This is a genomic window from Nocardioides marmorisolisilvae (genome assembly GCF_031656915.1).
GTDB lineage: Bacteria > Actinomycetota > Actinomycetes > Propionibacteriales > Nocardioidaceae > Marmoricola > Marmoricola terrisoli.
In genome coordinates this window covers 2,525,893-2,544,041 of the sequence record NZ_CP134227.1, presented here as the reverse complement: position 1 = coordinate 2,544,041, position 18,149 = coordinate 2,525,893, and the positions used below count along the sequence as shown (strand labels likewise).

12 protein-coding genes are annotated in these 18,149 nt (G+C 70.1%); 7 read left to right on the top strand and 5 right to left on the bottom strand.

The window, feature by feature from the left end; translation table 11 throughout:
* Window positions 1-29: 29 nt before the first annotated feature.
* Window positions 30-2,318: an FdhF/YdeP family oxidoreductase gene (locus tag Q9R13_RS12175; protein ID WP_310961448.1), complete on the top strand. Its 2,289-nt coding sequence runs from the start codon at window positions 30-32 to the stop codon at window positions 2,316-2,318.
* A gap of 55 nt (window positions 2,319-2,373) precedes the next feature.
* Here Q9R13_RS12175 and Q9R13_RS12170 read toward each other — a convergent pair whose 3' ends face one another.
* The gene (locus Q9R13_RS12170) at window positions 2,374-5,103 is read right to left on the bottom strand and encodes a UPF0182 family protein (RefSeq protein WP_310961447.1); all 2,730 of its coding nucleotides are present in this window, start codon (window positions 5,101-5,103) and stop codon (window positions 2,374-2,376) included.
* Between the two features lie 172 nt (window positions 5,104-5,275).
* On the opposite strand from Q9R13_RS12170, the gene Q9R13_RS12165 reads away from it, so the two are divergent.
* From Q9R13_RS12165 to Q9R13_RS12150, 4 genes are all read left to right on the top strand, one after another.
* Window positions 5,276-6,619 (top strand): sensor histidine kinase, encoded by a 1,344-nt coding sequence (locus tag Q9R13_RS12165; RefSeq protein ID WP_310961446.1) that lies wholly within the window; start codon window positions 5,276-5,278, stop codon window positions 6,617-6,619.
* Window positions 6,616-7,263, top strand: a complete 648-nt coding sequence (locus tag Q9R13_RS12160) for a response regulator transcription factor (RefSeq protein WP_310961445.1) — start codon at window positions 6,616-6,618, stop codon at window positions 7,261-7,263. The genes Q9R13_RS12165 and Q9R13_RS12160 overlap by 4 nt, the downstream gene beginning before the upstream one ends.
* A gap of 102 nt (window positions 7,264-7,365) precedes the next feature.
* A complete protein-coding gene (locus Q9R13_RS12155; RefSeq protein WP_310961444.1) occupies window positions 7,366-7,893 on the top strand; it encodes a SigE family RNA polymerase sigma factor in 528 nt (175 codons plus the stop codon).
* A gap of 1,395 nt (window positions 7,894-9,288) precedes the next feature.
* Complete coding sequence (locus Q9R13_RS12150) at window positions 9,289-11,802, top strand: ATP-dependent Clp protease ATP-binding subunit (RefSeq protein ID WP_310961443.1); 2,514 nt, start codon at window positions 9,289-9,291, stop codon at window positions 11,800-11,802.
* Between the two features lie 8 nt (window positions 11,803-11,810).
* On the opposite strand, the gene Q9R13_RS12145 is transcribed toward Q9R13_RS12150, so the two are convergent.
* Window positions 11,811-12,686, bottom strand: coding sequence for an HhH-GPD family protein (locus Q9R13_RS12145; RefSeq protein WP_310961442.1), 876 nt, complete (start codon window positions 12,684-12,686; stop codon window positions 11,811-11,813).
* A gap of 88 nt (window positions 12,687-12,774) precedes the next feature.
* Between Q9R13_RS12145 and Q9R13_RS12140 the strand changes: the two genes are divergently transcribed.
* A complete protein-coding gene (locus Q9R13_RS12140) occupies window positions 12,775-13,614 on the top strand; it encodes a hypothetical protein (protein ID WP_310961441.1) in 840 nt (279 codons plus the stop codon).
* Window positions 13,615-13,713: 99 nt separating this feature from the next.
* On the opposite strand, the gene disA is transcribed toward Q9R13_RS12140, so the two are convergent.
* A complete protein-coding gene (gene disA, locus Q9R13_RS12135; protein WP_397217908.1) occupies window positions 13,714-14,805 on the bottom strand; it encodes a DNA integrity scanning diadenylate cyclase DisA in 1,092 nt (363 codons plus the stop codon).
* A gap of 5 nt (window positions 14,806-14,810) precedes the next feature.
* The gene (gene radA / locus Q9R13_RS12130) at window positions 14,811-16,220 is read right to left on the bottom strand and encodes a DNA repair protein RadA (protein WP_310961439.1); all 1,410 of its coding nucleotides are present in this window, start codon (window positions 16,218-16,220) and stop codon (window positions 14,811-14,813) included.
* A 136-nt stretch (window positions 16,221-16,356) separates the two neighbouring features.
* On the opposite strand from radA, the gene Q9R13_RS12125 reads away from it, so the two are divergent.
* Window positions 16,357-17,406, top strand: a complete 1,050-nt coding sequence (locus tag Q9R13_RS12125) for a LacI family DNA-binding transcriptional regulator (protein ID WP_310961438.1) — start codon at window positions 16,357-16,359, stop codon at window positions 17,404-17,406.
* Between the two features lie 15 nt (window positions 17,407-17,421).
* Here the strand turns inward: Q9R13_RS12125 and Q9R13_RS12120 are convergent, their stop codons facing one another.
* Window positions 17,422-18,144, bottom strand: a complete 723-nt coding sequence (locus tag Q9R13_RS12120) for a class I SAM-dependent methyltransferase (RefSeq protein WP_310961437.1) — start codon at window positions 18,142-18,144, stop codon at window positions 17,422-17,424.
* Window positions 18,145-18,149 lie beyond the last annotated feature (5 nt).

Genomic DNA, 18,149 nt, shown 5'->3' with positions numbered 1-18,149 from the left:
TGGCCCGTCGAGGGTCGAAGGTGGGCGGTATGACCGTCGACAACCGCACCACCCACGAGTCCGAGCCGACCGAGGTCGGCCCCCCGAAGACCGGCTCGGTCGGGTTGCCGGGCATCGCGGAGTCCATGAGGTACGCCGCACGCGAGATGGGTGCCTCGCGCAGCCTGGCCACGCTGCTGAAGATGAACCATGTCGACGGCTTCGACTGCCCGAGCTGCGCGTGGCCCGATCCCGAGCCGGGGGAGCGCAAGGCAGCGGAGTTCTGCGAGAACGGAGCCAAGGCGGTTGCCTGGGAGGCCACCCGGAAGCGCGTGACGCCGGCCTTCTTCGCCGAGCACTCCATCGATGATCTGCGCGGGCTCACCGACCACGAGCTGGAGCGCTTCGGCCGCCTGACGGAGCCGATGTACCTGCCGCCAGGCGCGACCCACTACCAGCCGATCGGCTGGGACGCCGCCTTCACGCTGGTCGCCGACCGCCTCAAGGCGCTTGACGACCCGAACCGCGCGGTGTTCTACACCAGTGGGCGGGCCAGCAACGAGGCTGCGTTCGTCTACCAGCTGCTGGCCCGACGCCTCGGCACGAACAACCTGCCGGACTGCTCGAACATGTGCCACGAGTCGAGCGGGGCGGCGCTGTCGGAGACGATCGGCATCGGCAAGGGCGTGGTGAGCCGAGCAGACATCGCCGAGCACGCCGAGCTGATCATCATCGCCGGGCAGAACCCGGGCACCAACCACCCGCGGATGCTGACCGCGCTGGAGGAGGCCAAGAAGCGCGGCGCGCGGATCATCGCGATCAACCCGCTGCCCGAGGCCGGATTCGGGCGGTTCCACAACCCGCAGACGCCCAAGGGCCTGGCCGGTCGCGGCACCCAGCTCGCCGACCGGCTGGTGCCGGTGCGGGTCAACGGCGACCTGGCGCTGTTCAACGGGCTCAACAAGGCACTCGCCGAGCGTGAGGAGCGGTCGCCGGGCACCGTCTTCGACCACGACTTCCTCCAGCGGTCCTGCGACGGGCTCGAGCCTGCCCTCGAGGCCTGGCGGGCGCTGGACTGGTCGGTCGTCGAGGAGCAGAGCGGGCTGAGCCGCAGCGAGATCGAGGCGATCGCGGACGACGTCGTCCACGCCGGCAGCATCATCGTGTGCTGGGCGATGGGCCTGACCCAGCACAAGAACGCGGTCGCCACGATCCGCGAGATCACCAACTTCCTCCTGCTGCGAGGCAACGTCGGCCGCCCCGGTGCCGGTCCGTCCCCGATCCGGGGCCACTCGAACGTGCAGGGCGACCGCACCATGGGCATCTGGGAGAAGATGCCCGACTCGTTCTTGGACAAGCTCTCCGAGGAGTTCGGCTTCGAGCCGTCACGCGCGCACGGCTGGGACACCGTCGACTCGATCCGCGCGATGCGCGACGGGAAGGTGGACGTGTTCTTCGCCCTGGGCGGGAACTTCGCCTCCGCCACCCCGGACACGGCGGTGACCGAGGCCGCGCTGGCCAACTGCGCGCTGACCGTGCACGTTGCGACCAAGCTCAACCGCTCCCACGTCTGCCACGGCACGGAGGCGCTGCTGCTGCCCTGCCTGGGCCGTACCGAGAAGGACGTGCAGGCCGGTCGCGAGCAGTTCGTCACCGTCGAGGACTCGATGGCGATGGTGCACGCGTCGTACGGTCGGCTGCTGCCGGGCTCACCGGAGCTGCGCAGCGAGGTCGCGATCGTCTCGGGGCTGGGTCACGCGCTGTTCGGTGAGGACCTCGGTTGGAAGCAGATGGGCGAGGACTACGCGGTGATCCGCAAGCACATCGAGCACGTCGTGCCCGGCTTCCAGGCCTTCGAGGACCGGGTGCGCGCGCCCGGCGGCTTCACCCTGCCGCGGCCGCCGCACGACTCACGGACCTTCGACACCGACAACGGCCGGGCCCACCTCACGGTCAACCCGCCGACCACGGTCGAGGTGCCTGCCGGGCACCTGCTGCTGCAGACGGTGCGCTCGCACGACCAGTTCAACACCACCGTCTACGGCCTCAACGACCGGTACCGCGGCATCAAGGGCGGCCGCAAGGTGGTGTTCATCAACCCCGCCGACCTCGCCGAGCTGGGGTATGCCGACGGCGACGTCGTCGATGTGGTCAGTGACCTCGACGGGCGCGAGCGGCGGGCCCGGTCCTTCCGCTTGGTCGGCTACCCCACGACCCGGGGATGCGTCGCCGCCTACTTCCCCGAGGCCAATGTGCTGGTGCCGTTGGACTCGGTGGCCGAGGTCAGCAACACCCCTGCCTCGAAGTCGGTGGTCGTGCGGTTCGAGCGGGCCCGCTGATCGGTGAGGCGCGGCGCGGCCGCTCCCTGAGCCGAACGGCTCAGGGACCGCCGGGTCAGCTGACGTCGCCGGAGGCGATCGCCTGCCGCAGCGCGGGTGCGAGGCCGTCGTCGAACGCCGGGTCGCCGTTGGCGTAGAGCGCGATCACGTGTCGCAGGATCGGGAACGAGTTGCTCGCGGCCGCCTGGGTGTAGACCGGCTCGACGTACAGCATCCGGCCGGCGACCGGGATCGCCTCGAGGTCGCCGAGCACCACCTTCGAGTTTCCGCCTCGCTGCAGGGTGAGCGCCTCGGAGATCTTGGTGTCGGACTCGATGTCGTTCTGCACCTGCGAGGGCGACTCGCCGCCCGACGACGACGGGAAGTCCAGGATCGTGAACTTGCCGTAGTCCGGACCCGGCTGAGCGTCGACCGAGATGAATGCGGCCAGGTCACGGCGGTTCAGCGTCACCATCGGGCTGGAGAGGGTGTAGCGCTGGGGGGCGAAGCCGTCCGGCGACATCGTGATGTACGCCGACGGCTCGTTCGGCCCCGAGGACGTACTTCCCGAAGAGCCGGCGTTGAACTGCTGGTTCGCGGACACCGTCGGGTCGGTCGGCACCTTCCAGAAGTCGTTGCCGCTGTAGAAGTCTGGGGCGCTGGTGACGTGGTACTGGGCGAGCAGGCTGCGCTGCACGTTGAAGAGGTCCTGGGGATAGCGCAGGTGCGGCATCAGCGCCGCAGGGATGCTCGACTGCGGCTGGACCAGACCCGGGAAGATCGACTCCCAGGTCTTCAACAGCGGGTCTGGCAGCTGGTTCTGCTGCCAGTTGTAGAGCGTCACCTTGCCGGTGTAGGCGTCGACGGTGGCCTTCACCGAGTTGCGCAGGTAGTTGACCTGTGTGCTCGGCTGGGCGACCGTCGCCCCGTTGGTCGACAGGGTGCTGGAGGTCGCCTTGTGCAGGTTGACCAGCTGCGACCCTGGGTAGTTGTTGGTCGAGGTGTAGCCGTCGACGACCCAGTCGATGTGCCCGTCGACGACGGCGGGGTAGACGTCGCCGTCGAGGGTCAGCCAGGGTGCGACCTTCGCCACTCGGGCCCGCGGATTGCGCACCATCAGCAACTGCGAGGACTTGTTGATGTCGGAGCTGAACAGGATGTTCGGGCTGTTCAGCTGGAGCGCGAAGAGCAGCCGCCGCATCGTCGAGCCGATCGGGATGCCGCCGTGGCCGGCGTACGTCGTGTGCGCGGAGCGCGAGCTGCCGTTGTTGCCCGGGTGGTCGAACTCGAGCTTCTGGCGGCTTCCGGGGGGCGCCCCGACGATGGAGTAGTTCGGCGACGACTGGCCGAAGTAGATCGCCGGCTGGTTGACCGGGATCTGCTGGGCCGGGGGCATCCCGGCGTTCAGGAAGTCGGGCCCCTCGGTCTTCGGGTTCATCCGGCCGGTCGGTGCGGCGACGATGCCGTACCCGTGGGTGTAGACGAGGTGGCTGTTCACCCAGCTGGAGTGCGGGATGCCGCCGACCTGGAGCTCACGGACGGCCAGCGCGACGTCCTGGGAGCGGCCGTCGAGGTCGTAGTGGTCGATGTCCAGCGTCGACTTGAACTGGTAGTAGGACTGCAGCTGCTGCTTGACGTTGAACGTCGGCGACAGCCGGTTCGGGTCGATCAGCGGGATCTGCGCCGTGTGGGAGGCCTTGTGCTGGAGCGCCTTGCCGTGCAGCGTCCTCGCGGCCTTGTAGGGCACCGTGCTGACGACGTCGCGCAACCCGAAGGCGGTGCGGGTGGCCTGAAGGTTGTGGGCGATCTCGCCGAGGTCGACGGTGGCCGCGCTCGGCTGCTCGCGGAAGCGGTAGACGAGGCTGGTCCAGGCGCTGCCGAAGACGGCAGAGGCGATCAGCAGCACCACCACCGCAGCGGCGGTGACCCGCAGCCGGCCGATGTGGACGACGTTGGCGAGCAACAGCCCCGCACAGGCGAGGGCCACCGCCATCAGCACCACCTTGCCGGGCAGCACTGCGTGCACGTCCGTGTACGACGGACCGGTGACCGGACCGCGCTGCGAGGTGTCGACGGCGTACCGACCGATCCAGTAGTTGACCGCCTTCAGCACGAACCATGCGGCGAGCAGCAGGGAGACCAGCTTGGTGATCGAGCGGGTGATGCGCGGCCCGGGCCCGCGGAAGCGCCAGATGCCGTAGAGGAAGCCGGCGATCACCGCGATCCAGAGGGTGATGACCACGATCTGCGAGAGCAGCGCGACCACCAGGACGTGGAACGGGTTGACCTCGATGAAGAAGGAGAGGTCCTTGTGGAACTGTGGGTCGGTTGCATGCCAGGAGGAGGCGTGCCGCCACAGCAGGTAGGTCTGCCACTGCCTGGCGGCGTGTCCGCCGACGATCCACGCCGGGATCACCACGCCCAGCAGCAGCACGATGGGCCACAGCCGCGGCTCGTGCTTGCGGAACCACCACCGGATCGAGTGCACCTGCTGCTCGACATGCAGCCGCGGCCCGGCCCGGCGGACCGTGCGGATGGTGAACCAGCCGGCCAGGCCGCCGAGGACGGCGAAGACGGCGAAGAGCAGGATCTGGGCGCGCAGCATGGTGGAGTAGACCGAGCCCTGGCCCACCGACTCGAACCAGAGGTGTGAGGTGACGACGCCCACCACGGCGTTGAACGCCCGCCACAGCACCACGACCACGATGACCGCGGTGACCGCTCGGATGACCCATCGGCGCAGTCCGTCGAGGGTGTCGTCCAGACGGCCGCCAGCACCGCTGGGCACCGCACTCTGCTCAGCCATGCCAGAAACGTAATCGTGATCCCTGAGCGAGTGCTGAGGAACGCGCCCAACACGGCATGACGATCGTCACGCATGCCGCAGCCCGCTTCCCCCGGCCGGGGGACTGCGATTCCCGCACAGTTCCCCCGGGAGAGGGTGCCGCGGGACGCCGGCAGGAGGCAGGATCTCGGCCATGGACATCTCGCTGACGGGTCGACGGTCCACCGCATCGCGGCTCGGTCGGCTCCTCGGCAAGGAGGCCTGGGCGCCCGTCCACGGGCCACTACCCGCGTCGTACTGGCTCACTGCCACGATGGGGGCGCTCGTGGTGCTCTTCTGCTACGCCTCCGCGTGGTGGGTGCCCAGCATCGTGGCCGACTACGGCTACCGGGGCGCGGGACCGTTCCTGATCGGCCTCGGGCCGGTCCTGGTCACGCTCTTCGGGCTCGGTGTCGGCGCTCTGACCGCGGCGGCTCCCTTCCTGGCGCTGCGCTGGCCCGGGGTCGCGATCGTGCTGGCGCTCGCCCCGGGTGCGTTCTGCCTGCTGTACGGCGCGCCGGTGCCGTTCGGCCTGTTCGCGGCACTCGGCGCGGTGACCCTGACCGCGAGCTGGCGTCGGCCGGTGGCGTCGGTGGTCGCCGTGGCGCTGGCGGCGCTGATCGTGTGGGCGTGGATTGCCACCGGCGACCGGATGGTTGCGCCGCTGCGCACCGACATCAGCATCGACTACTACGACACGGCGCGCCGGGTCGAGCTGGGCGTCATCTACACCGTCGTGCTGCTGCTCGTGCTGGCGGCGGCCGCCTGGATGAGGGTGGCGGGGGTCCGCGAGGGTGAGCGGCGTGCCCTGGCGGCCCGGTCCGGCGAGGTCGAGGACCACGCTGCGGTGGTGGCGGAGCGAGCCCGACTGTCCCGCGACCTGCACGATGTCGTCGCCCACCACGTCTCGCTGATCGCGGTCCGGGCGGAGACCGCGCCGTACACCTCGCCGGACCTGCAGCCCGAGGCGCGCGCCGTCCTCGCCGACATCGCGGCCGACGCCCGGCTGGCACTCGATGAGCTGAGGGGCGTGCTCGGGATCCTCGGGCGAGCCGCTGGCGAGCCCGACCGCGCCCCGCAGCCCACCTGGGCCGACATCGGCGCCCTGGTCGAGCGCACCCGCACCGCGGGCGTCGACATCACCGTGCAGGGCGACCTCGGCGTCACCGTCGGGGCCGCCTCGGGATACGCCGCCTACCGGGTCGTCCAGGAGGCCCTCACCAACGCCCGACGGCACGCGTCGGGAATGCCGGTGGCAGTGCACCTGGAGAGCACGGGGGCGCTGCTGGTGGTGCGGGTCTCGACGTCGGGCCGTACGGGGGTTCGGCCCGACGTCGAGACCCGCGGATCCGGGGCCGGGTCTGCCCAGGGGGTCGGCACCGGCCAGGGACTGGTCGGCATGCGCGAGCGCGTCGAGGCACTGGGCGGCCGCCTGGTGGCGGCGCCGAGGGACGGCGGGTTCGTGGTCGAGGCCACCCTGCCCCGGGGCGTTGCGTGACCACGGTCGTGGTCGCCGACGACCAGCCGGTGATCTGTGCCGGGTTCGCCGCGCTGCTCGACGCCCAGGAGGACCTCGAGGTGGTGGGCACTGCCGGGAACGGGCTCGACCTCCTCTCCCTGGTCGAGAAGCACCAGCCCGACGTCGCGCTCGTCGACGTACGGATGCCGGAGCTGGACGGGATCGCCGCGACTGGACAGATCACCCGTGACCACGACACCCGCGTGCTGATCTTGACCACCTTCGACCTCGACGCCTATGTCTTCGACGCGATCCGGGCCGGGGCCAGCGGCTTCCTGCTCAAGGACGTGACCGCCGACAGGCTGGTCGAGGGTGTCCGGATGGTCGCGGACGGGTCGATGCTGCTCGGGCCGGCGGTGACCAGGCGGCTCGTCGAGGACTTCGCGCGCCGCGGTCCCCACCTGCCGGACGGCGCGGTGGAGCGGCTGAGCCCCCGCCAGCGAGAGGTGCTGCTGCTGGTCGCGCGAGGCCTTTCGAACGCCGAGATCGCCGGCGAGCTGTTCATCGGGACCGAGACGGTCAAGTCACACGTTGGCGACGTGCTGCGCGAGCTCGGCCTGCGCGACCGGATCCAGGCGGTGGTCTTCGCCTACGAGCACGGTCTGGTACAGCCCGGCCGCTGAGCCTGCTCAGGCTGTCGACGTGCCGAGCGAGGTGGGAATATCCGGCGATGACCCAACCCAGTCCCGTGCTCGTGCGTCGAAAGAGTGGAAAGGACCGCAATGGTGGCGCTCGGCGACTCAAGCGACAGCGACTTCGAGGAACTGGTCGCGGCCAGGTGGGACTCCTGGGCCAGATTGGCCACGCTGTTGGCTGGCGGTCCGCAGGATGCTGAAGACTTCCTCCAGAGCGCAATGGTCGCGGTCTACGCCAAATGGCCGCGGGTGCGTCGCGCGGACCGGCCGGACGCATACATCGTCAAAGTCCTCGTCAACACGATTGTGTCGGCTCGTCGCCGAGCGGCCGTCGGCCAGGCCAAGCTCAAGGTCGTGGGCAGTGCTCAACCGTGGACAGACACCACAGACGACGATGTCGACCGCCTCGACCTGTGGGCCCAAGTGCGCCAACTGCCGCCTCGGCAGCGTGCGGTGCTCGTGCTGCGCTATTACGAGGATATGACGGTGCGCGAGACCGCTGACCTGCTGGGCTGCTCCGAGGGCACCGTCAAGTCACAGTCCTCGGACGCCCTGCGCACGCTTGGCCGGTCAGGCGTGCGCTTGAGCTCGGGAGAAGAAAGGGAGCCAGGAACATGAGCGACTTGGAAGAGCGTGTCCGTGCCGAGTTGCACGCGGTCGCTGAAGCCTCGCCCGTCCGCCCGTTCGCCGCTGTGATTGAGGAGATCAGACGCCGTGGGAACCGTGAACGTGCCCGAAGGGCCTGGGCGTTGCGAGTCATCCCGGTTATCGGTGTCGCAGCTGCGGTGGTCCTGGTTTGGAGCCTCGGGTTCCGTCCGGCGTCGAATCCTTCAGGAGGCACCACCGTCGCGACGTCTCCGAGAACGACAATGCCCAGCCCAACTGCGCCTTACTGCCGTTCGAGTGATCTGAGCATTGTCCCGTCGCGTCCGGTCTCGCCCATGACTCAAGAGATTCCGCTGAGCTATCAGATCACCCGGGTTCATGGAGGCCCATGCCTGCTCCAGGGCCGGCCGACGGCGACATTCTTCGACCGGAACGGTTCGCAGGTTCAACTGACGTTCGATGCGAAGACGCAGTACGTCGCCCCATCGCTCGCTTCTAGGGGTCCGGCTATTCGACTTGGCGACCATACGCGTGCGTACCTCCTGGTCGCGAAGAACGCCTGTGTCGGCAGGGACGCCACCCACATCGTGTCCGCGAGGCTACGCCTTCCGCATGGCGGAGGCGCTCTCAATGTGCCGACCACCGGTCAACGGTTCTTCTCCTGCGCCCAACGCGATGACCCGGGACGGGACTACACGGTTTCGGCCTTCAACACCTCGCTTGACTTCGTCACAGCCCAGCTCCAGGGGCAAGGCTAGGCGCCATACGTCAGCGTCCTGAGATCGAAGTCTTGGCCAGAATCCAGCTGCAGCACATCGCCCGACTCCGATGTGATGGTGAGAGATGCAGCTGTTTTCTGCTCGGGAGTATCGGCATTACGTCCCCCGCAGGTTGAAGCTCGTCGGTTCGGTAGGTTTGCCGGGTTCCGTGTAGACGCGGAGCGCTGGCGAGCCATGTGACGAGCCAGCAAACGCCAACGTCCATATGCCGATTACGGTGCCGATCCAAGAGTTGATCACGGCGACCTCACTGTCTGGGAACGGCCCAGTCGCACCGAGACCGTTCCCGGAACGGGGATCAGTGACGTCAGATTTTCGATACCGCTGTCGCGGGCCAAGCTATGGAAGCGATGTTCGCCTACGAGCACCCGCTGGTCCGGCCGGCCGCTGAGGGGACCCAGCAGGACCGTCCCGTCGCCCTGCGAACCGCAGGAAATACGGCTCGAGAACGTGCAGTTGGCAGGGGGATGTGGGCCCGGAGGGTATCGACCACCCACGGCCGCGGTTTCGCTGAGAGCGAATCCGTTGCTGGCCCGGAACACGTAGGCTGGGGGAAGGGTTGGACGAGGTGCCGGGAAGCCTTCATCGGGGCACACCGCCCGCCCGGCGATCTTGAGGAGCGATGCACATGTTCGAGCGGTTCACCGACCGAGCCCGACGAGTTGTCGTGCTGGCCCAGGAAGAGGCCCGCATGCTCTCGCACAACTACATCGGCACCGAGCACATCCTGCTCGGGCTGATCCACGAGGGCGACGGCATTGCCGCGAAGTCCCTGGAGAGTCTCGGCATCTCGCTGGAGGGCGTGCGTGCCCAGGTCGAGGAGATCATCGGCCAGGGCCAGCAGGCGCCCACCGGCCACATCCCCTTCACGCCGCGCGCCAAGAAGGTCCTGGAGCTGTCGCTGCGCGAGGCGCTGCAGCTCGGCCACAACTACATCGGCACCGAGCACATCCTGCTCGGCCTGATCCGCGAGGGCGAGGGCGTCGCCGCCCAGGTCCTGCAGAAGATGGGCGCCGACCTCAACCGGGTCCGCCAGCAGGTCATCCAGCTGCTCAGCGGCTACCAGGGCAAGGAGACCCAGACCGCTGGTACGGCGCCGGAGGCCGGCCCGTCCTCGAGCCTGGTGCTCGACCAGTTCGGCCGGAACCTGACCCAGGCGGCGAAGGAGGGCAAGCTCGATCCGGTCATCGGCCGCGAGAAGGAGATCGAGCGGGTCATGCAGATCCTGTCCCGCCGTACCAAGAACAACCCGGTGCTGATCGGAGAGCCCGGCGTCGGCAAGACCACGATCGTGGAGGGCCTGGCGCAGGACATCGTCCGCGGCGACGTGCCCGAGACGCTGAAGGACAAGCAGATCTACACCCTCGACCTCGGCGCGCTGGTCGCCGGGTCGCGCTACCGCGGCGACTTCGAGGAGCGCCTGAAGAAGGTGCTCAAGGAGATCCGCACCCGTGGCGACATCGTGCTGTTCATCGACGAGATCCACACGCTCGTCGGCGCCGGTGCGGCCGAGGGCGCGATCGACGCGGCCAGCATCCTCAAGCCGATGCTGGCCCGTGGCGAGCTGCAGACCATCGGCGCGACCACGCTCGACGAGTACCGCAAGCACCTGGAGAAGGACGCCGCGCTCGAGCGCCGCTTCCAGCCGATCCAGGTCGCCGAGCCGTCGATCGCGCACACCATCGAGATGCTCAAGGGCCTGCGGGACCGCTACGAGGCGCACCACCGGGTGACGATCACCGACGAGGCGCTGGTGTCGGCGGCCACGCTCGCCGACCGCTACATCTCCGACCGGTTCCTGCCCGACAAGGCGATCGACCTCATCGACGAGGCCGGCTCCCGGCTCCGGATCCGGCGGATGACCGCGCCGCCGGACCTGCGCGAGTTCGACGACAAGATCTCCGAGGTGCGCCGCCGCAAGGAGGGCGCCATCGACGGCCAGGACTTCGAGGCCGCTGCGTCGCTGCGTGACGAGGAGAAGCACCTGCTGCTGGCCAAGGCCGAGCGTGAGAAGCAGTGGCGCTCGGGCGACATGGACGTCGTCGCCGAGGTCGACGAGGAGCTGATCGCCGAGGTGCTCGCCGTCGCGACCGGCATCCCGATCGTGAAGCTTTCCGAGGAGGAGTCCACGCGGCTGCTCAAGATGGAGGACGAGCTGCACCGGCGGGTCATCGGCCAGGAGGAGGCCGTCAAGGCGCTGAGCCGCGCGATCCGTCGTACCCGTGCCGGCCTGAAGGACCCCAAGCGCCCCGGCGGCTCGTTCATCTTCGCCGGCCCGTCCGGCGTCGGGAAGACGTGGCTGTCCAAGACGCTCGCGGAGTTCCTCTTCGGCGACGAGGACGCGCTGATCCAGCTCGACATGAGCGAGTTCTCCGAGAAGCACACCGTCTCGCGGCTGTTCGGCTCGCCTCCGGGCTACGTCGGCTACGAGGAGGGTGGCCAGCTGACCGAGAAGGTGCGGCGCAAGCCGTTCTCGGTGGTGCTGTTCGACGAGGTCGAGAAGGCCCACCCGGACATCTTCAACTCGCTGCTGCAGATCCTCGAGGAGGGTCGGCTCACCGACTCCCAGGGCCGGGTCGTCGACTTCAAGAACACCGTGATCATCATGACCACGAACCTCGGCACCCGCGACATCTCCAAGGGAGTCAGCCTCGGCTTCAACCAGGGCAGCGACACCGCGGGCAACTACGACCGGATGAAGGCGAAGGTCTCGGAGGAGCTCAAGCAGCACTTCCGCCCGGAGTTCCTCAACCGTGTCGACGAGGTGATCGTGTTCCCGCCGCTGACGCAGGACCAGATCATCGCGATGGTCGACAACATGATCGCGGCCGTGGAGCTGCGGCTGAAAGACCGCGACATGTCGCTCGAGCTGACCTCGGCGGCCAAGGAGCTGTTGGCCAGGCGGGGCTTCGACCCGGTGCTGGGCGCCCGACCGCTACGGCGCACCGTCCAGCGCGAGATCGAGGACGTGCTCGCCGAGAAGATGCTGTACGGCGAGGTCGGCCCCGGCCAGATCGTCCTGGTGGGCGTCGATGCCGAGGGACCGGACGCGAGCTTCACCTTCGCCGGCACGCCACGGGCCGAGCTGCCCGATGCGCCGCCGGTCGAGGTGGCCGGCAGCGGCGGCGAGTCGTCGGTCTGACCCTTGGCTCAGCCGGGTAGGGCATAGCGCTGGTCGACCTGCTCCACGACGAGACCGTCGTCGAGCAGGGAGGCCAGCGCTCGCTCGCGTTGGGGCCGGTCCGTCCAGGCACGGTCCAGCTGGGACCGGGTGACCGAGCCGGGTGCGTCGCGGAGCACGGCGAGCAGCCGGCCACGGCACTGCCGGTCGGTGCCGGCGTACGTCTGGGCTCGGCGCGGCGGACCGGCGTACGGCGGGCTCCCGGCGGCCCGCCAGCGGCAGACGTCGGCCACCGGGCATCGGCCGCACCCGGGGGCGGTGGCCGTGCATACCAGGGCCCCCAACTCCATCACCGCGACGGCCCATGCCGCGGGTCGCACGTCGCCATCCTCGGCCGGCAGCAGGTCGAGTGCGCGCTGCCGATCCGCGGTCGTCACCGAGCGCGCGGGGAGTTCCTCGCCGCCGACGACGCGCGCGAGCACCCGCCGCACGTTGGTGTCGAGCACCGGGTGCCGGGCGCTGAACGCGAAGGAGGCGACCGCCGCCGCGGTGTACTCGCCCACCCCCGGCAACGCTCGGAGGTCCTCGAGATCGGTCGGGACCTCGCCGTCGTGCCGCTCGCCGATGGCAACGGCCGCGGCATGCAGGCGCAGGGCACGGCGGGGGTAGCCGAGCCGTCCCCAGGCGCGGACCGCCTCGCCGCTCGAGTCCGCGGCCAGGGCGCGCGGCGTCGGCCAGCGCCGCAGCCAGGTCGCGTGCACCGGCAGCACCCTGCTGACCGGGGTCTGCTGGAGCATGAACTCGCTGACCAGCACCGACCACGGGCTCGCTCCGGGCCGACGCCAGGGCAGGTCGCGCGCGTTCTCGTCGTACCAGGCGACGACGCGGCTCTGCAGCTCATCCATCGTGCGTCAGAGTAGTTGGTGCAGCGCCGTTGAGGTTGCACGGAGTGGCTCCGCGGGATCGGGCGCCCGGCTGGCTAGCGTTGCCGTCATGAGCGCGTTGTCCCGGCCCGCGGGTCGACTGCCCGCCCGGGTCTACTGGTTCCGTCGGGCGCTGGTGCTGTCGGTGGCGCTGCTGCTCGTCTTCGGGTTCGCCCATCTGCTCGGAGGCGGGGGCTCGGGTGGAGGCTCAGGCGGAGCCCAGCTCGCCGGCGACGTGCACAGCACCTCGCCGAGCCCGACGCCCACTCCGGCCGGGCCGATGGCGGTGCAGACCCTGGCCGCCGGCACATCTGCGAAGAAGGCGAAGAAGACGACCAGCCCCACGCCGTCGGTGCCGCTCGCCGCTCCCGACGGCGCGTGCGCCGCGGACGACATCACCGTGACGCCGAGCGTGCCGCACCCCCATGCCGGCGGCCCGATCACCATCGACGTGAAGCTCACCGCCACCCGGCCGGCCTGCACGTTCGCGGTCTCCTCGAAGACCCTCGCCGTGAAGATCACCTCTGGCTCGGACTCGATCTGGACCAGCCAGGACTGTCCACGCGCGGTGCCGAAGAAGTCCGTGGTGGTGCGCAGCGCGCTCCCGGCAGTGGTCCCGGTGACCTGGAACGGTCGTCGATCGAGCGGGAACTGTGGCCCGAGCAACGCCTGGGCCACGCCGGGCTACTACCACGCTCTCGCCGCGGCGATCGGATCGGAGCCGTCCGACACCCAGTTCTCGTTGTCGCTGCCGCCGCGCCCGGTGGTCACCAAGACCGCGCACCCCAAGCCGAAGCGCACCACGTCCACGGGTGGCTCCAAGGCCGGCGCCAAGAGCACCCAGAGCCCCGGGTCCGTCCAGGGCACGGAGTCGTCCTGCGGGGGCGACAACGCCGCCGGGACCTGCTGAGCGGGGGGACCTCCCAGGAGGCCACGTCGGTGTGCACGCAAGCCCCGACGGGCCCTGACGCCTCATCTGGCCAGGACGCTCGGCGCCCCAACGCCAGGTTCAGACGTAGCGCTCGAGAATGCTGGACTCCGCCAGCCGGGACAGCCCCTCGCGGACGCTGCGGGCCCGCAGCTCTCCGACGCCGTCAACGACCTGGAGGTCCTCGACGCCCGCGGAGAGCAGCTTCTGCAGCGTGTCGAAGTGCTCGACCAGCCGGTCGATCACTGCCGTCGGCAACCGCGGCACCTTGGCCAGCAGCCGGTAGCCGCGAGGTGTGACTGCGCCGTCGAGGTGCTCGCTCTGACCCAGGCCGATCGCACGGGCGACCTGTCCGACGTCGACCAGGTCGGTCGGGGAGAGCGACTCCATCTCGGCCAGCACCGACTCTGGGGTGCGGTCGCGACGACCGACGGGGGCGTAGTCGCGCACCACCAGCTCGCGCTCCGCGTCGACACCGGTCACCAGCTCCTCGAGCTGGAGGGAGAGCAGTCGGCCGTCGGTGCCGAGCTCGAGAACGTAGTCCTCGATCTCCCGGGCGATCCGGCTCACCATCTCCAGACGCTGGGCGACGACGGCGACGTCCCGCACGGTGACCAGGTCCTCGATCTCGAGGGCGGACAGCGTGCTGGAGACCTCGTCCAGCCGCAGCTTGTAGCGCTCCAGGGTGGCCAGTGCCTGGTTGGCCCTGGACAGGATCTGTCCGGAGTCCTCGAGCGGGTAGCGCAGCTCGCCGACGTAGACCGCGATGATCTGCATCGACTGGGAGACCGAGACGACCGGGAAGCCGGTCTGCTTGGCGACGCGCTCGGCGGTGCGGTGCCGGGTGCCGGTCTCCTCGCTGGGGATGGTGTGGTCGGGCATCAGGTGTACGTTGGCCCGGTGGATCACGCTGGCGGCGGAGTCGAGGATCATGGCGCCGTCCATCTTCGCCAGCTCGCGCAGGCCGGTGGCGCTGAACGGCACGTCGAGGGTGAAGCCGCCGGTCGAGATCGCGTCGACGGTGCGGTCCTGGCCGAGCACGATCAGCGCACCCGTGCGACCGCGCAGGATCCGCTCGAGACCATCACGCAGGGGAGTTCCGGGCGCGATGGTGGCGAGCGTCGCGCGCAGGCGTTCGACGTCGCTGGGTCGTTCCGGGGTGGCCACGAGCACCGAGTCTACGGGTTGGGGACCGGTGGGTCCGGCGACTTCTCCAGGCCGAGCACACGCAGGGCCCGGACCACGTTGTCGAGGTCGAGCACGCGCATGCCGTCGAGAACCCGGCTGGTGCCGGCGCTCGCCTGGTCGGGGGTGGGAACCACCGCGGAGCGGAAGCCCATCCGGGAGGCCTCGGCGAGTCGTACGCCGAGGTCCCGCACCCGGCGGATCTCGCCGGAGAGCCCGAGCTCCCCGATCGCGGCGACGTTGCGGCCCAGTGGCTTGCCGAGCGCGGCCGAGGCGATCGCCAGCGCGATCGCGAGGTCGTTGGAGGGGTCGTTGAGCCGGGCGCCCCCGACACTGGAGACGAACACGTCGTGCGCGTGCAGGCTGATCCGGGCGTGCTGCTGCAGCACCGCCAGGATCATCGCCACCCGCGATGAGTCGACCCCCGACGTCGTACGCCGAGGCCGGTCGCTGGAGGTCCGGGTGACCAGCGCCTGGACCTCGGTGAGCAGCGGGCGCCGCCCCTCGAGGGTGACCGCCACGCAGGTGCCGGGCACGGGGATCTCGCGGACGTCGAGGAACAGCCCGGTGGGGTCGGCGATCGCGACGATGCCCTCCGCGGACAGGTCGAAGCAGCCGACCTCGTCGACGGGGCCGAAGCGGTTCTTCATCGCCCGGACCATCCGCAGCCGGGAGGTGCGCTCGCCCTCGAAATGCAGCACTACGTCGACGAGGTGCTCCAGGACGCGAGGGCCGGCGATCGTGCCGTCCTTGGTGACGTGCCCGACCAGCACCAGCGTGATGTTGCGCAGCTTGGCCATCCGGATCAGGGCGGCCGAGACCTCCTTGACCTGGGTGACGCCGCCGGGCACGCCGTCGACGTCGCTGGCGCTGATCGTCTGCACCGAGTCGATCACCAGCAGGGTCGGCTTCACCGCCTCCACGTGGCCCAGCACGGCGCCCAGGTCGGTCTCGGCGGCGAGGTAGAGCTCGTCCTGGATGCCGCCGGTGCGGTCGGCGCGCATCCGCACCTGGGCGGCGGACTCCTCGCCGGTGATGTAGAGCGTGCGGTGCCGGTAGCGCGCCGTCTGGGCGGCCACCTCGAGCAACAGCGTCGACTTGCCCACGCCCGGCTCGCCGGCGAGCAGGATCGCGGCGCCGGGCACCAGCCCGCCGCCGAGCACCCTGTCGAGCTCGGGCACCCCGGAGGTGCGGGCGTGGGAGTCCTCGATCGGGACCTCGCTGATCGGCCTGGCCGGGGCGGTCACCGGGCCGGCCTGCACTCGGCTGCGGGGGGCGGCCTTCTCGACGACGGTGCCCCAGGCCTGGCACTCGGTGCACCGGCCGACCCACTTGACGGCCTCCCATCCGCACTCGCTGCACTGGTAGCCGCTGCGAGGGGCACTCCGCGTGGTCCTGGTCATGGCAGCACCGTAGGTGGTGACGCCGACATCGAGCGCGCGGCTGGCGGCGGGTCGGTCGAGCACCGCTCCGCCTGGCGCATGGCGGAGCGCTGACGAGGGGACGTTCTACTCTTGGAACGATCCACGGGAGGTGGGAGTGAGCGCCGGTCGACATGCTGCGTCGCAGCCCACGCTGACCACGGTCGCGGACGCTGCTGGCGTGTCCCGCCAGACGGTCTCCAATGCGCTCAACAACCCCGAGCTGCTGCGTCCGGACACCTTGGCCCGGGTCCAGGAGGTCATCGAGCGGCTGGGTTACACGCCCAACCGGGCCGCCCGCCAGCTGCGCACACGCAACTCGCACCTGATCGGTCTGCGCTTCGAGCAGGCCCAGGAGGGGACCAGCAACGCGCTGATGGACCGCTTCTTGCACTCCCTGGTCGAGACGATGGAGCGCACCGACCATCACGTGCTGCTGTTCTCCGGCGACCCGGAGGACCCTCTTGACGGGTACGACGACCTGCTGCGCTCGACCGCCGTCGACGCGTTCGTGGTCACCGACACCTACGCAGGCACCCCGCAGGCCGCCTTCCTGCAGGATCGCGGCGCGCCCTTCGTGGCGTTCGGCCGCCCCTGGGCGGGCACCGGCGTCGACGAGGGCGCCGACTGGGCCTGGGTCGACGTCGACGGGGCGGCGGGCGCCCGGATGGCGACCGAGCACCTACTCGCCGCCGGCCATGACAAGGTCGCCTGGCTGGGCTGGGAGAAGGCCTCGCGGATCGGTGAGGACCGGCGCGCAGGCTGGGCGGCGGCGCTGACCGCGACCGGGCGGGATCCTGCGGGGCTCGCCGTCCGCACCAGCGACAACGTCGACGCGGCGCGGATGGCCAGTCACGCGCTGCTCGAGGACCGGTCGGTCAGTGCGGTGGCCTGTGCCAGTGACACGCTCGCGATCGGTGTGCTGCACGCACTCGCGGAACGGGGGCTGCGGGCCGGCACGGACGTGGGGGTGGTCGGGTTCGACGACTCGCTCGGGGCGCAGGTCAGCTGGCCGGGGCTGTCCTCGGTGCGTCAGCCGCTCGAGCAGGTCGCCGTCGAGCTGGTCGCGCTGCTGCACCGGGTGCTGTCCGGTGAGCCGCTCGCCGAGACCGACAAGGGCACGATGTTGACCCCGTCCCTCGTCGTACGGCGTTCGAGCCAGCGCTGATCCGGCACGCCGCGACTACCAGCGGCGCCACCAGAGGTTCACCGCGTAGTCGACCACGGTGCCGTCGTACGAGGTGAGCACCTGCTCGGCCACCGCCGTCGGCAGCTCGATGCGGACGACGTCCTCGAGGTCGGCCCTGGTGTCGAAGGTCCAGGCGAGGTCGAGTCGCTCGCGGGACCAGCCCTGAGCCGACCAGAACCGCTCGACCGCGTGCGGGTCGACGTCGGGGAAGCCACGCCCGAACCACTCGCCGAAGGTCGATCGGGTGGGGTCGTTGTCGATCACGAGTGCAGTCCCGCCGGGACGCAGCACCCGGTCGAGCTCGGCCAGACCGGGCTCGCTGCCGGGCCCGAAGAAGTAGGCCCAGCGGGCATGGGCCACGTCCACGGAGGCGGGCTCGAGCGGCAGGTCGTCGGCGATCCCGGGCAGCAGGTCGACGTGCGGGTAGCGGCGGACGCGACGCCGGGCGATCGCGAGCAGATCGGCATGCGGCTCCACGCCCGTCACGCTCCGAGCGTCCGCGGCGAAGAGCGGCAGGTGGAACCCGGTCCCGCAACCGATGTCCACGACGTCGCGTCCCGTCCAGTCCGCGAGCTCGCGCAGGGTGCGGATGAGTACGCCGGCGCGGTCGAAGGCGCGGTTCTCGAGCTCGTACGTCGCAGGCGAATGCCAGATGTTGGGACTCGGACGTGCGCCCGGCAGGACCCGTGGGGTGCCGGACTGCGGCTGCTCAGCCACCGGGC